Here is a 14,293-nt window from a genome sequence, read left to right as displayed (position 1 = left end):
GAAACTGCCCGGAACCGTGCCCAAATCACGTGCCGCGGCAGGTAGCGCGATAGACGGAGGCTATGGCTACAAGGGCTAGTGGGAGGACGGGCGGAGCGGCGTACAGGCGGCCTCCTTTTCGTTGAGGTGCCACGCGGTGTTGATCAGACCGAGGTGCGAGAAGGCTTGGGGGAAGTTGCCGAGCATGCGCCTCGACACCGGGTCGTACTCCTCGGCGAGCAACCCGACATCGTTGCGGAGGGCAACCAGCTTGTCGTACAAGGTCCGCGCCTCGCCGATCCGCCCGATCATCGCCAGCGAATCAGCGAGCCAGAACGAGCAGATCAGGAAGGCGCCCTCGTCACCATGCAGACCGTCGTCGGTGTGCTCGACCAGATAGCGCCGAGTGAATCCGTCGGCGGCCAGCTCGCGCTGCACGGCCTCGATCGTGCCGACCACGCGCGGATCAGTCGGCGGCAGGAACCCGACCTGCGGGATGAGCAGCACGGACGCGTCGAGCGCTTTGCTCCCGTACGCCTGAGTGAACGTGTTCCGCGAGGGGTCGTACGCCTCGGCGCAGATCTGGCGATGGATCTCGTCGGCCGTCGCACGCCACTCCCGAACCGGACCACGCATACCGAACCGGTCGACCGCACGGGCCGCCCGGTCGAACGCGACCCAGGTCATCACCTTCGAGTACGTGAACTGCTGCCGCCCGCCACGCACCTCCCAGATGCCCTCATCCGGCAACTGCCAGATGCCCTCGAGGTGGCGCATCAGCCCGCCCTGCATCGCCCACGCGTCGTCACTCGGACCGATATCGCTCTCGCGGGCGAGCGCGAGCACGTCCATCACCTCGCCGAACACGTCCAGCTGCAACTGGTCGGCCGCCGCGTTCCCAAGGCGCACGGGCGTCGACCCGGCAAACCCCGGCAACCAGTTCGCCGAGAGCTCCGTCAGACGACGCTCGCCCGTTACGCCGTACATGATCTGGATGTCCTTCGGCGAGCCGGCGATTGCCCGCAGCAACCAATCGCGCCAGGCCTCGGCCTCTTCGGTGAAGCCCGAGCGGATCAGCGCGGCCAGCGTCATCGTTGCGTCGCGCAACCAGCAGAACCGGTAGTCCCAGTTACGTTCGCCGCCGAGGTCCTCCGGCAGCGACGTCGTCGGCGCGGCGACCATGCCGCCCGACGGCGAATACGTAAGCGCCTTCAACGTGAGCAGCGAACGCGTGACCTCCTCCGAGGCCGTGCCCGCGTCCTTGGCCTGCGAGATCCACTCGGTCCAGTAGGTCTCGGTCTGCGCCAGGCTGTCCATCGCGTTGGCCGGCCGGGGCAACGGCTCGTGCGACGCATGCCAGGTGAGCACGAACCAGGCCTGGTCGCCGGGCGCCACCTCGAAGTCGCCGTACGTCGCGAAGTCCTTGCCGTACTGGTGTACGTCGCTGCGCAGGGCGACCGCGTCCGGCCCGGCGACCGCGACGACCTGGCCGTCGACCTGGCGGACCCACGGCACGACGTGGCCGTAGTCGAACCGCAGGCGCAGCTCGGACCGCATCGCGACCCGGCCGGAGATGCCCTGCACGATGCGGACGACGTCGGGCGCGGCGTCACGCGGCGGCATGAAGTCGATCACCCGGACGGTCCCGGTCGGGGTCACCCAGTCGGTTTCGAGGATGAGCGTGTCACCGCGGTACCGCCGGCTGCTCGTCGCCGAACCATCGCGCGGGTGGATCCGCCAGTGCCCGTTGTCCTCCGTGCCGAGGAGAGCGGCGAAACACGCGGGGGAGTCGAAGCGCGGAAAGCATAACCAGTCGATCGAGCCGTCAATCGAGACCAGGGCCGCCGTCTGCATGTCCCCGATCAGCGCGTAGTCCTCGATCCGCCGATCCGGCGGCAACCGCCTCTGGCCCGACCGAGGCTGAGGCTGCGGGCGTTCCGTCACCGCGTACGTCCCTTCTCGTGAAGTAGACCAGTCCGCCCAGGGCGAGGAGCGCGAACAAGAACCATTGCAGCGCATAGAAAAAGTGTGGCCCGCTGTCGATCTCCGGCGCCGGTAGTTGCCGGAACGCCGGATCCGCCGCGGGGACTTGGGAATCGGCCAGCAGATACCCGTCGATCAACGGCTGCCCGGTCGCCTTCGAGATGGCCGGCGCGTTGATCAACCGTGCACTGCCATCCACCGGTACGACGCCCTTGGTGTCCCCGCCGCGCTCACTGCGGCGTAACCGTCCGGTCACCGTGACCTCGCCGGCGGGCGCGGCCGGGATCGGCGGCACCTCCGAGCTGTTGTTGCCGCGCGGCAGGAAACCGCGATCGACCAGTAACACGCTGCCATCGGCCAGACGCAGGGGCGTGACGATCTCGAACCCGCGTCGATCCGACACGTTCCGGTACCGGATGACCAGTTGCCGGCTCTCGTCGTACACCCCGGTCGCGGTCGCCGTACGCCAGTCGTGTGCCTCACCGACCAGCTTCTGCGTGCCCACGATCTCCTGCACCGGCACGGGTTTCGCGGCCAGGTTGGACCGGGTGATCTCGTTGCGATCGCGACGCTCATCGAGCCGGGACAGCTGCCATTCGCCGAGCTCGAAACAGACGATCGCGAGTACGACGATCATCGCGGCGGCGGTCAGCCAACGGAGGGTGAGCAGTTTGCGCACACCCTGAACCTAAGCCATCCGTCTCACCGGCCGGTCAGCGCCCAAGGGGTGTTGTCGGCGCGGGGCCGTAGGCTAGTACCCGAGAGGCAGGTGACGGTGAACAATCCTGTGAGGCTCAGCACCGGACTCGCGGACGGCTTCGGCCGGGTCGCGACGGATCTGCGCGTGTCCCTGACGGACCGCTGCAACCTTCGCTGCAGCTACTGCATGCCCGAAGAAGGGCTCGACTGGCTGGCGAAGCCCGAGCTGCTGACCGATGACGAGCTCGTTCGCCTGGTCACGATCGCGGTCGAGCAACTCGGTGTCACGGAGATCCGGTTCACCGGTGGCGAGCCGCTGCTGCGCCGTGGCGTGGTCGGCATCGTCGCCCGGACGGCTGCGCTCAATCCGCGGCCTGAGATCTCCGTCACAACCAACGGCATCGGGCTTGCCCGGCAGGCCGAGGCGCTGAAGGAGGCCGGCCTCGACCGCGTCAACGTCAGCCTCGACACGGTCCGCACGGAGACCTTCCAGGAGTTGACCCGGCGCGACCGGCTCAAGGATGTGCTCGAAGGTCTGAAAGCCGCGCAGAGCGCCGGTCTGACGCCGGTGAAGGTCAACGCCGTACTGATGCGCGGGGTGAATGACCAGCAGGCGCCGGAGTTGTTGCAGTTCTGCCTGGACCACGGGTACGACCTGCGCTTCATCGAGCAGATGCCGCTGGACGCGCAGCACGGTTGGAGCCGCGCCGACATGGTGACGGCCGACGAGATTCTCGACATGCTGGCCATCCCGTTCGCCCTGCAGCCGACCGACGCGGCGTCGAGAGGGAGTGCGCCCGCGGAGTTGTTCACGGTTGGCGACGGACCGGCGACCGTCGGCATCATCGCCTCGGTCACGCGGCCGTTCTGCGGGGACTGTGACCGCGTCCGGCTGACGGCCGACGGCCAAGTCCGGGACTGCCTGTTCGCGCGGACCGAGTCGGACCTGCGGACGGCGCTTCGCGATGGCGCCGACGACCTCGAACTGGCCGAGCGCTGGCGGGCCGCGATGCGCGGAAAGCTGCCCGGTCATGGCATCAACGATCCGTCGTTCCTGCAACCCGTTCGGCCGATGTCGGCCATCGGCGGTTAATACCCGCTCGGGAAAGTCTTCCGGAATAGTAGGAAAAGGCCGCCTTTTAGAACGGTTCGACCTCGCGTAAGAACGAACGCGCGCCCAGGAAGTCCGACAGGCTCTGCTTGTGCTCATCGCAAGCGAGCCAGGTCTTTCGCCGTTCTGGCGTGTGGATCTTGGGGTTGTTCCAGAGCAGTCGCCAAGTCGCCGGATTGCCGCAGCCTCGCGCGGAACACGTGGTGGGCAGCTCGCCGGATTCGGCGGGATCGAGCGTCATGGTGTGTTCTCCTGAAGCATTTCCTGACGGGACAGCAATTGTCGTTGCTATTTCACCAATGCGCCCCGGGCAAAATGAAGCGACGTCGGACAGCCACGGGGGGAGCCGTCCGACGCCGCATCACCATGCTCTGAAATTCCATCGAGGTGTTTCAGAGCACGCGGGAGATTCTGACATGGATGTGTCTTCAGAATCCAGTCCCGACACGGATCACTTTTTCGTGTCGAGCTGAGGACGGTCCGGAGCGATGTAGGGGATGGTCTTCTTGGCTCTCGCGGTCTTGCGTGCGTTGGCCAGAACGACGGCCACCGACGGCAGGAAAACGGCTCCCACCACGAACCCCCAGCGCCAGGGTGACGGCGTCACGACCGCGAGGATGAAGCAGACGATGCGCAGCGACATCATCCAGGCATAGCGCGCGATCCGGCTGTCCAGCTCCTCGGAGTGAGCTGGTTGCGCACTCGTGACCGCGATCACCGGCTCGTCGCCCCGGCGGCTCCACTTCGACATCTATCCTCCTCGACAAGATCACGGTACGCCGCGATGCCAACACCGCGATCGCCGGACCAGCCGAATTCCCGTACGGCGCTTTGACGTCGGCGGGCCGAGTCGAAGGAGAGTCGTCATGTCCGACCGCACCTACCGAGTGACCGAGATCGTTGGTACGTCGAAGGAGGGCGTCGATCAGGCGATCACCAACGGCATCAAGCGTGCCGGTGAGACCCTGCGGCACCTGGACTGGTTCGAGGTGACCCAGATCCGCGGGCACATCGTGGACAACCAGATCGACCACTACCAGGTCGGCCTGAAGGTCGGTTTCCGCCTCGAAGACAGCTGATCCGCACTGCCTAAAACGTGAAACGGACCGCCCGGCTTCGTCGTACCGGGTGGTACGGCGATAGCGTTCGGCGCGACGGCTCCGTTGGACGAGAGTGAGGATGAATCCGTGGGCAGATCGGTACTGGTCACCGGTGGCAACCGGGGGATCGGCCTGGCCATCGCGACGGCGTTCGCCGAGGCGGGCGACAAGGTCGCGGTCACCTACCGCAGCGGTGAGCCGCCGAAGGGCTTTCTCGGCGTGAAGTGCGACATCACCGTGCCGGAGCAGGTCGACGCCGCGTTCACCGAGATCGAGGCCGCGCACGGCCCGGTCGAGGTGCTGATCGCGAACGCCGGCATCACCCGGGACACGCTGCTACTGCGGATGTCCGAGGACGACTGGCAGTCGGTCATCGATACCAACCTCACCGGCTCGTTCCGGGTCGCCAAGCGCGCCTCCAAGGGCATGCTGCGGCTCAAGCGCGGCCGGATCGTCTTCATCTCGTCGGTCGTCGGCATGCTCGGTTCGCCCGGCCAGGTCAACTACGCCGCCAGCAAGGCCGGCCTGATCGGCATGGCCCGGTCGATGGCGCGTGAGCTCGGCTCCCGTGGCATCACCACGAACGTCGTGGCGCCCGGGTTCGTCGAGACGGACATGACCGCCGTACTGCCGGAGGAGACGCAGAAGCAGTACCTCGGCCAGATCCCGCTCGGCCGCTTCGGCCTGACCACCGAGATCGCGAACGCCGTGCGCTGGATCGCGTCCGAGGAGGCCGGCTACATAACCGGCGCGGTGATCCCGGTCGACGGCGGCATCGGTATGGGCAACTGACCACCCTCAGCTCTAGGAAAGGCTTTATTCGTGGGCATTCTCGACGGTAAACGGATCCTGGTCGCCGGGGTGACGCTGGACTCCTCGATCGGCTTCGCCACCGCCAAGGTCGCGCAGGAGCAGGGCGCGACGGTCCTGATCTCGAACTTCGGCCGCGCGCTGAACATCACCAAGCGGATCGCCGGGCGGCTGCCTGCGCCCGCACCCGTGCTGGAGCTCGACGTCAGCAACCCCGAGCACCTCGCGGGCCTGGCCGACGCAGTGCGCGAACACGTCGACGGACTCGACGGCGTCGTGCACTCCATCGCGTACGGCAATCCCGAGACGATCCTCGGCGGCAAGTTCCTCGAGGGTCCGTGGGAGGACGTCTCGCACGCGCTGCACGTTTCGGCGTACTCGCTGAAGTCCCTCGCGATGGCCTGTGCGCCGTTGATGAGCCCGGGCGGCAGCGTCGTCGGTGTCACGTTCGACGCGACTGTGGCCTGGCCTGGGTACGACTGGATGGGTGTGGCCAAGGCCGCGCTGGAGTCCACCTCGCGGTACCTCGCGCGCGATCTCGGCGCCAACGGCATCCGCTGCAACCTCGTCTCCGCCGGGCCGCTGAAGACCCTGGCCGCGAAGGCGATTCCGGGCTTCGAGAAGTTCGAGGGCCCGTGGCTGGACCAGGCCCCGCTCGGCTGGGACCCGTCCGACCTGGAGCCCGCGGGCAAGGCCATCGTGGCCCTGCTGAGCGACTTCTTCCCCGCTACCACCGGCGAGATCGTGCACGTCGACGGCGGCTTCCACGCGATGGGTGCTTGACACCCTCCACGCCCAGAAGGGGCATTCAGATAGCCAATGAGCACCACCTCTCTCGTTGAGCTCCGCGTTCTGGACGGGGCCAACCTCTACTTCAGCCGTGCCGCGGTCAAGCTGACGCTGGACCTCACCGCGTTGATGGACGCACCGGCACCCGAGGCGAAGGCGTTCGCCTCGGCACTCGGGCTGGGCAGCACCCGGCCGGGCCGGATCGGCTCCGGCTTCCGGCAACGCTTCGCGATCCGGGTCGTCGGCCATATCGTCCGGCGCCTCGCGCGCGAATCGGGGATCGGCCGGATCGGTGTCCGCGTCCGCCCCGAGAACGACGTACGGCGTGTGGTGGTCGCGTTCCCTTGGGTGCATGAGGATCGGGCGAAGGCGCTTGGGCGCGCGATCGCCGAGGTGGTCGACGCGTTCGGGCGGCCCGACGAGGAATTGGTCGAGGTGGTCACGGCCGCGGGCTCGACGGTTCGCGATGAACCGCCCGGCAATCCGCCGCCGACCCTGCGGCCGAAGATCCCCGTAGTCGCGATCACCGGGACCAATGGCAAGACCACGACGTCCCGGATGATCGCGCACATCGGTCGTGCCGCCGGGCTGCACGTGGGCTGGTCGAGCACCGACGGCGTGTACGTCGATGGTGAGCTCGTGAAGTACGGCGATTACTCGGGCCCATCCGGCGCCGGGACCGTGCTGGCCCATCCGGGTCTGCAGCTGGCGGTGACCGAGACGGCTCGTGGCGGCATCCTCCGGCGCGGTATCGGTGTCGCCTGGAACGACGTGTCCGTGGTCACCAACATCTCCGCGGACCACCTCGGCCTCGGCGGTATCGACACGGTCGACCAGTTGGCCGAGGTGAAGGCCGTCGTCACCAAGATCACCCGGCCGCGCGGTTGGTGCGTGGTGAACGGCGACGACCCGCGGACGTTCGCGATGCGGCTGGGTTCGCCGGCGAAGTGCTGGGTGTTCTCCCGGGATGCCGACTCGCCGTCGATCCGGACCGTGCTCGACGAGGGCGGCCGCGCGACGACCGTGCTCGATGGCTGGATCACCGTGCTTTCCGCGTCGGACGACCCGACGCCTTTGCTGAAGGTGGTCGACGTACCGATGACGTTGGCCGGGTTGTCCCGGTTCAACGTGGAGAACGCACTCGCCGCCGCCTCGGCCGCACTCGGTCTCGGTTTGCCGAAGAGCGCGGTCGTGGAGGGCCTGAGCTCGTTCCGCCCGGGGCCGGAGCACAACCCGGGCCGGATGAACATGTACTCGGTGCGCGACTTCACCGTGGTGATCGACCTGGCGCACAACGAGGCCGGGCTCGAGGCGCTGCTGGAGATCATGAACGGCGTCCGCGCGCCGGGATCCCGCTTGTTGCTGGCACTCGGATCGCCGGGCGACCGCGCCGACGACATGGTCACGGCGATGGGGGAGATGGGCGCGCGCGTCGCGGACCGGGTGGTGATCGGCCATAAGGGCGACTACCTGCGAGGTCGCGATCCCCGCGAGCTCGAAGAAGCCTTCCGGATCGGCACCCGTTCGGTCGGCGTCGAGGACGTACCGGCCTTTCCGTCCGAGCTGGAGGCGGCCGGTTTCCTGTTCGGTGAGGCCAAGGACGGCGATGTGGTGGCCGTGATGTCCTTGCAGGATCGGGCGAGTCTTGACGCCTGGTTGCGGTCCGAGGGAGCTACCGTCGATAGTCCGGAGACCTTGAAGAACAAGGTCGAACGAGCACAGCACTGACCGGTTCTTCGCCTGCAGACGGCCAGTGCCAGAGGTCCTCATGCTGCGCGCACTGTGGTCTGTCCCGTCGGCAATCGCCGCCTGGTTCGTGGTGGGCTTCGCCCCGTCGTACCTGAGCGGCCTGCCGGAGAGTCCCGGGACACTGGTGCCGTCTTCCGGGGTCGACGTGCTGATCATCGGTGGGTTCACCGGTGGGGTGGCGGTCGGCCTACTGGTCGGCCGCTTCCGTTTGGCGCTGGGGCTCGGGTTGGTGCTGGCGTCCGCGGCGTGGTGGTTCAGCGACCACTCGTTCGTTGGGGATCGCGGTCTTTGGATCGTGCTTTCGGTTTCGAGCGTGGTGGGCTCATTGGCGGGCGCCTTCGGTAGTCGTCGGTCGGTGCCGGCGGCGTTTGCCCTGGCTTTGCCGCTCGCGTCCTACATCGTGTTGCCCGAAGAGGCGCTGGGTGCTTGGCGTTGGACTTGGGAGTTCAACGGATTGCTGATCGCGATCGGGCTTGCGGTGTTGATGCACGTGGCGATTTGGCGGACCGGGTGGCACGCGGGCTACTTCTGGTTGCCGTTGACCGCGGTGTTTGTCGCGTCGTTCGCCTTCATCGACGCGTGCGAACGGGTGGCGGCCGATCTCGGCAAAGGCCTTGCAGTGGACGCGATCGCGGATGGTGCGTCGGATGCGTTCTTCAACGCGTTCGGCCCGTTCCTGCTGTCGTACTGGCCTTGGCTGACGGCCGCGTTCTTCCTCGCGATCCCGATGACCGCGATGAAGGTCCGCGCCCTGCCACCGCCTCCGCCGCCCGTGCCGGATGCGGCGTTGGAGGGACGAGGCAACGACGCGTTCCTCCCCGGCGACCTCGACTGGATCGACCGCGAAGAACCACCCCGCCGCCTCCTCCTCCCACGCCGGTCCTAACCCCGTTCTTTGCGTTCATTCGTCGCAATCCGCCCTCTGCTGTCCGCTCACCTGTACAGGTCCGCGGCGTGAGAGGGCGGATTGCGACGAATGAACGCAAAAGAACTACCGGCTGGCGGTTACTTCGAAGGCGTTGGTGTGGCGGGGGCCTTCGAGGGTGTGGGGTACGGCGTGGCCGGCGGCTTCGTGGGGGTCGGGTACGGCGTCGGGATGGCCGTCGGGGGTCGCGTCGGCGTCGGGATTGAGCTGGTTGGCGTCTTCGTCGGCGTGGGGTACGGCGTCGGCGTGGCGGGCCGGTCGGACGGAGTTGCCGTCGGGTAAGGCGTCGGGAGCGAGTTGGTCGGCGTCTTGTACGGCGTCGGGACCGGCGTCGGGATCCCGCTGGTCGGCGTCTTATATGGCGTCGGAACCGGCGAAGGCGATTGCACCGGAGTCGCTGGGGACGTGGGCGCCGGGCCGGGGGCATCGCTCACGCCCGGCCCATTGCCGAGACTCCCGACCGCCGGTACGGCCGTGATCGCGAGCACGCTTACGGCAGCCGCGCCCACCACCATCGCCGTACGACGTCGTTGCCTCTTGGACCGTACGCGAGCCAGCACGCGCGCAGCCGGATCAACCGGCTCCGGCCGCGCGTCCGTCAGGTTGTCGAAGAACCTCTTCAAGTCATCGGTCATCAGGCACGGCCTTCCGCGATCCCGGCGAACGCGCCGGGCTCGTCAAATGTGTTGGGATCGAGCGCGTTGTCGCCGCGCAGTGCGGCCAGACCCCGGCTCGCATGGGTCTTGACGGTGCCGACGGAACAGCCGATCAGCTCGGCGACGACCTGCTCAGGCAGATCCTCGGCATACCGGAGATAGACGGCGGCACGCTGGCGCGGACTGAGCCGGGCCATGGCCTGCCGCAGCGCCTGCTGGTCATCGATGCGGCCAGTCTCAGGCCCGACCGGGTGATCCGGCAGTACGGCGGTCGGGCGCTCGCCGATCCACCGGCGGCGCCGTCCGGACAAGAACGTGGTGGTGACCACGCGGCGCAGATACCCGTCCGGGTTCTCCGCGCCGACTTTCTTCCAGTGGAACCAGAGTTTCGCGAACGACTCCTGCGCGAGATCCTCGGCCTTCTGATGGTCGAGCGTGAGCGCATAGGCGAGTCGCGCGGTCGCGGTCCAGCGGGCCCGGACGAAGGCGTCGAAGCCGTCGCCCGGATCCCGCCCGGATACGGATTGATAAGTCATCGGTGTCCCTTCCTCATCCCAACAACGAGGTGGGACTCCGATGACGTTGACGCTAACTCGCGTCGGTTGGTTCACCTTCCGGCTTGACGAAGTCGGGGTCGCCGCCTTCGTCACCCGAGCGCGCGCCGGCCTGGGCCAGGTGCGAGACGGACTCGAGCTCGGCCAGAACGGTCTGGTGCTGGTCAACGCAAAGGATGACCAGATCGCCCGGGTTGGACCGGGTCAGCGCGTGCCGGACCGCCGTGAGCTCGTCCAGCACGGCCTCGACCTGTCGGCACCGGGCGCCGTTCTCCATCGCCCGACGTACGCCTTCGGTGATCAACTCGGCCGACTCGCCTGCCTTTCGCCCGCGCAACCGGACGTCCTCCCGCACGATCACCACGTCGAAGTGCTGCGCGGCGACCTCGCCCAGTTCGCGCATGTCGTCGTCGCGCCGGTCGCCGGCTGTCGCGATCACGCCGATCCGGGACGGCCGGCCGAGGTCTGACGACTGGCCGAGGTTGTCGCCGAGCTTGTCCACGAAATCGCCCAGCATCCGCATCGCCGGCGCGTTGTGGCAGTAGTCGACGATGACCGTGCGCCCGTCGACCTGGATCTCGTTCAACCGGCCGGGGGACAGGTAGTACGACGTCGCGAACGTGCGCAGGCCCTGCCGGATGTCGTGCAGCGGAGCTCCCGCGGCGAAGGCGGCGGCCGCGGCGGCCATCGCGTTCTGCACGTTCATCATGGCCCGGCCGCCGAAGGTCGACGGCAGCAGGTGCGTCCAGGCCAGCTGCATCGAACGGCGTCCGTGCTTCACCACGATCATGTCGCCGAGGTCGGACCGGTCGAGGACGACGGCCCGGCCGCCGCGACGGCAATGGCTCTCGATGTACTCGCGGACCTCGCTGCCGGCCTCCGCGACGCTGAACCAGACGATCTGACCGGAGCACCGCCTGCGCATCCGACGTACCAGTGGATCGTCGGCATTCAGTACGGCGAAGCCGGTCCGGGGCACGGCCTCGACCAGGACGGCCTTCACGTCGGCGAGCTGTTCGAGGGTGTCGATACCGCGCATGCCGAGGTGGTCGGGCTGGATGTTGAGTACGACGGCGACGTCGTTGCGCTCATAGCCGAGGCCCTCGCGCAGGATGCCGCCGCGAGCCACCTCGAACACGGCCAGGTCGACGCGCGGGTTCTGCAAGACCATCCGGGCCGACTTCGGGCCGGACGCGTCCGCGCGGATGACCAGTCGCTCGTCGATCACGACGCCGTCGGTTGAGGTCATGCCGACCTTGTGACCGAGGCCCTTGAAGACGTGGCTGATCATCCGGGAGGTGGTCGTCTTACCGTTCGTACCGGTGACGGCCACGATCGGGATCCGGCTCGGCGCACCCGGCGGGAACAGCATGTCCACCACGGGTTTCGCGATGTACTGCGGGTCGCCGATGGTCGGGTGGGTGTGCATCCGGAAGCCCGGCGCGGCGTTGACCTCGCAGATCGCGCCACCGGTCTCACGCACCGGCTGGGCGATATCGGGACAGATGAAGTCGATGCCGGCGATGTCGAGACCGATCATCCGGGCGGCCTCTTCGGCGATCTCGACGTTCTCCGGGTGCGCCTCGAAGGTGCGGTCGATCGAGATGCCACCGGTGGACATGTTGCCGGTGAGCGTCAGTTTCACCATCGTGTCCGCGGGCGGGATGTCGTCCATCTCGAAGCCCTGAGTGCGGACCAGCTCGACCGCGGCGGCGTTGATCGTGATCCGGGTCAGGATCTTCTCGTGCCCGACACCTCGGCGCGGATCGGCGTTGGTGATCTCGACCAGCTCGGCTACCGAGTGCTCGCCGTTACCGACGACGTGGGCCGGGACGCGCTCGGCGATGGCCTCCATCCGCCCGTTGATGATCAGGCAGCGGTAGTCCTTGCCGGTGACGAAGTTCTCGACGATGACCCAGCCGCGCCGGGACTGGTCGGCCGCGATCGGGAAGGCCTCGCGTACGTCGTCGGCGCTCTGCAGGTTCAGGCAGACGCCGCGGCCGTGGTTGCCGTCGAGGGGCTTGCAGACGACGGGATAACCGATCTTGTTCGCCACGCTGACCGCGTCCTCGACGGTACGGACCGAGTCCGACCGGGGCACGGGCAGGCCCGCCGAGGCGAGCAGCCGGGTGGTGAGGTCCTTGTCGCCGGCAACGTCCACCGCGATCGAGCCGGTCTCGGACGTCATCGTGGCCCGGATCCGCTTCGCGTGCACACCCTGGCCGAGCTGGACCAGCGAGAACTTGTTCAGCCGGATCCACGGGATGTCCCGCGACATCGCCTCTTCGACGATGGCCTGCGTGGACGGGCCGAAGGCGGTTCGCTCGGCCTGCTTGATGAACCGCTCGAGCTCGGTGGTGAAGTCGAAGTCGGGTTCCGGCTGGACGAGGTGGTTGACGAACCGTACGGCGAGCTCGCCGGCCGCCAGACCGACGGCCTCATCGGCGTACGAGTAGATGATGTTGTACCGCCCGGGCACGCCTTTGACCTGCCGGGTCTTGCCGCGGCGCATATCGTGCCCGGCCTCCTGCTGCAGCTGGAGTGACACGTGCTCGGCGATATGGCCGAGCCAGGTCCCTTCGTCCAGGCGCTCGATGAAGCCGCCCTTCTTGCCGCGCGAGCAATGATGCTGATCCAACCGGGGAAGATGCGCCAGGAGACCCTCGGTGAAGCCGTCGATCGTGTTCGACGGGAAATCCTCCAGCGAGCCGAGATCGACCACCAGATGGATGGCCGGCTCGTAACTCCAGATATTCGGACCGCGGTAGACCCGCGTCTCGATGATCTTCAGGTCGGGGCTGGGCCGGGTGCCCTGCTCTTCGTTCATGCGCTCCCACTGTCTATTTTTGGAGGGTTGTCTTCCGGTACGACGATCTCGGCGGCCTTCTTCGGCCTGCGACTGGCCGCACGGCGCTTGCGCTCGGCGTAGTACGCCGGGGAGACGCCGTCCGCCGCGATCTCGGCCGCGAGCGCCCTGAGGTCGGCCTCGGCCCGCTCGATCTCCTCGAGCTCTTCGGCCGGGGGCTGACCGCCGTACGACACGAGTGCCCGGGCCTTGAGGTTGAACGTCGCGCCGGCCGGCAGGACGTGCAGTACGACGCCCGACGCCAGCAGGGTCTCGGAACGCTTCGCGTGGTGGGCGTTGGTGGTGATGTGGCTGCCATCGAAGATCGTGACGGCACCTCGGCCGACGACCTCGAGGTGATCGCCATGGACGACGGCGGCCGTGTCCTCGTCGACGCCGATGCCGAGCAGCCCGGGGGACTGCGCCACCAGGGAGAGCAGTCGGCCGTACCGGTTTCGCTGGGCGAAGTGCTGGTCGACGATCGCGCCCTGGACCAGGCCGAGGCCGCTCGCGAGCTGGCTCATCCGCTGCCGCGGGGTGGCGCCCGCGCGGCCGAACGCGATCATGTGCTCGGCGAGAATGCTCGCGCCGGCCGACGTACCACCGACTGTGGCGCCACGGGCGTGCGCGTCGGTGACGGCCTTGCCGAACGCCGTACCGGAGACGACGCCGGACAGCTTGAGCTGGTTACCACCGGTCATGAAGATGCCAGTGGCCGTGTGCAAGGGCTCGACGAACGCCGGGTCCTCTGCGTCCTCACGAGTCTCGGGACGCACTCCGACGACCTGCTTCGCGCCAAGCGCCGAGAAGAGCGCGGAGTACACGTCGACCACGTCGGGCCCTAGAGCCGACGCTGTCGGTACCACCACGATGCGGGCCTCAGAGCCACCTGCGGCGTCGACGAACTCCTGGAGGACCATCCGCTTCTTGAGCTTGTCCTCCGCGCCACCGATCGCAAACAGGGCCCCCCGGCCCGCCACCTGTCTCTCGCCATGCTGTTCAGACATACGCGAAGGATAGGTGCTCCGGCCTCCAGGGATGGTATGGCGACTCCGATCGACCAGACCGGAGTCGCCATCCTGCGGCGGCTGCT

The 14,293-nt window shown here is 67.8% G+C and carries 14 protein-coding genes; 6 read left to right on the top strand and 8 right to left on the bottom strand.

Features of this window, described 5'->3' with window-relative positions:
* Positions 1 to 75 precede the first annotated feature (75 nt).
* Both OG394_RS08460 and OG394_RS08455 read right to left on the bottom strand, forming a co-directional pair.
* Positions 76 to 1,923, bottom strand: a complete 1,848-nt coding sequence (locus tag OG394_RS08460; RefSeq protein ID WP_328994485.1) for a glycoside hydrolase family 15 protein — start codon at positions 1,921 to 1,923, stop codon at positions 76 to 78.
* Positions 1,805 to 2,641 (bottom strand): SURF1 family cytochrome oxidase biogenesis protein, encoded by an 837-nt coding sequence (locus OG394_RS08455; protein ID WP_328994484.1) that lies wholly within the window; start codon positions 2,639 to 2,641, stop codon positions 1,805 to 1,807. Before OG394_RS08455 ends, OG394_RS08460 begins: the two co-directional genes overlap by 119 nt.
* A gap of 90 nt (positions 2,642 to 2,731) precedes the next feature.
* Between OG394_RS08455 and moaA the strand changes: the two genes are divergently transcribed.
* Complete coding sequence (gene moaA, locus OG394_RS08450; protein WP_442914275.1) at positions 2,732 to 3,754, top strand: GTP 3',8-cyclase MoaA; 1,023 nt, start codon at positions 2,732 to 2,734, stop codon at positions 3,752 to 3,754.
* Between the two features lie 46 nt (positions 3,755 to 3,800).
* Here the strand turns inward: moaA and OG394_RS08445 are convergent, their stop codons facing one another.
* Both OG394_RS08445 and OG394_RS08440 read right to left on the bottom strand, forming a co-directional pair.
* Positions 3,801 to 4,013: a hypothetical protein gene (locus OG394_RS08445; RefSeq protein WP_328994482.1), complete on the bottom strand. Its 213-nt coding sequence runs from the start codon at positions 4,011 to 4,013 to the stop codon at positions 3,801 to 3,803.
* A gap of 210 nt (positions 4,014 to 4,223) precedes the next feature.
* Positions 4,224 to 4,523 (bottom strand): DUF3099 domain-containing protein, encoded by a 300-nt coding sequence (locus OG394_RS08440; RefSeq protein WP_328994481.1) that lies wholly within the window; start codon positions 4,521 to 4,523, stop codon positions 4,224 to 4,226.
* A 115-nt stretch (positions 4,524 to 4,638) separates the two neighbouring features.
* Between OG394_RS08440 and OG394_RS08435 the strand changes: the two genes are divergently transcribed.
* From OG394_RS08435 to OG394_RS08415, 5 genes are all read left to right on the top strand, one after another.
* The gene (locus tag OG394_RS08435) at positions 4,639 to 4,851 is read left to right on the top strand and encodes a dodecin (protein WP_328994480.1); all 213 of its coding nucleotides are present in this window, start codon (positions 4,639 to 4,641) and stop codon (positions 4,849 to 4,851) included.
* Positions 4,852 to 4,959: 108 nt separating this feature from the next.
* Positions 4,960 to 5,664, top strand: coding sequence for a 3-oxoacyl-[acyl-carrier-protein] reductase (fabG, locus tag OG394_RS08430; protein ID WP_328994479.1), 705 nt, complete (start codon positions 4,960 to 4,962; stop codon positions 5,662 to 5,664).
* 30 nt (positions 5,665 to 5,694) lie between these two features.
* On the top strand, positions 5,695 to 6,465 hold the full coding sequence (fabI, locus tag OG394_RS08425) for an enoyl-ACP reductase FabI (protein ID WP_328994478.1): 771 nt from the start codon (positions 5,695 to 5,697) through the stop codon (positions 6,463 to 6,465).
* A 36-nt stretch (positions 6,466 to 6,501) separates the two neighbouring features.
* The gene (locus OG394_RS08420; protein ID WP_328994477.1) at positions 6,502 to 8,199 is read left to right on the top strand and encodes a Mur ligase family protein; all 1,698 of its coding nucleotides are present in this window, start codon (positions 6,502 to 6,504) and stop codon (positions 8,197 to 8,199) included.
* A gap of 40 nt (positions 8,200 to 8,239) precedes the next feature.
* Positions 8,240 to 9,106 carry a hypothetical protein gene (locus OG394_RS08415; RefSeq protein WP_328994475.1) on the top strand — a complete coding sequence of 289 codons (867 nt, stop codon included), beginning with the start codon at positions 8,240 to 8,242 and terminating at the stop codon, positions 9,104 to 9,106.
* A 119-nt stretch (positions 9,107 to 9,225) separates the two neighbouring features.
* Here the strand turns inward: OG394_RS08415 and OG394_RS08410 are convergent, their stop codons facing one another.
* From OG394_RS08410 to OG394_RS08395, 4 genes are read right to left on the bottom strand one after another with little or no spacing between them, the layout of a single operon-like run.
* The gene (locus OG394_RS08410; protein WP_328994474.1) at positions 9,226 to 9,780 is read right to left on the bottom strand and encodes a hypothetical protein; all 555 of its coding nucleotides are present in this window, start codon (positions 9,778 to 9,780) and stop codon (positions 9,226 to 9,228) included.
* Positions 9,780 to 10,337, bottom strand: coding sequence for a SigE family RNA polymerase sigma factor (locus tag OG394_RS08405; RefSeq protein WP_328994473.1), 558 nt, complete (start codon positions 10,335 to 10,337; stop codon positions 9,780 to 9,782). The genes OG394_RS08410 and OG394_RS08405 overlap by 1 nt, the downstream gene beginning before the upstream one ends.
* 52 nt (positions 10,338 to 10,389) lie before the next feature.
* A complete protein-coding gene (gene cphA, locus OG394_RS08400) occupies positions 10,390 to 13,182 on the bottom strand; it encodes a cyanophycin synthetase (RefSeq protein WP_328994471.1) in 2,793 nt (930 codons plus the stop codon).
* Positions 13,179 to 14,207 (bottom strand): cyanophycinase, encoded by a 1,029-nt coding sequence (locus OG394_RS08395; protein ID WP_328994470.1) that lies wholly within the window; start codon positions 14,205 to 14,207, stop codon positions 13,179 to 13,181. The genes cphA and OG394_RS08395 overlap by 4 nt, the downstream gene beginning before the upstream one ends.
* Positions 14,208 to 14,293: the final 86 nt, after the last annotated feature.

Origin of the sequence: Kribbella sp. NBC_01245 (genome assembly GCF_036226525.1) — a bacterium.
Taxonomy (GTDB): Bacteria; Actinomycetota; Actinomycetes; order Propionibacteriales; family Kribbellaceae; genus Kribbella.
This window is presented reverse-complemented; position numbering and strand designations above follow the sequence as displayed.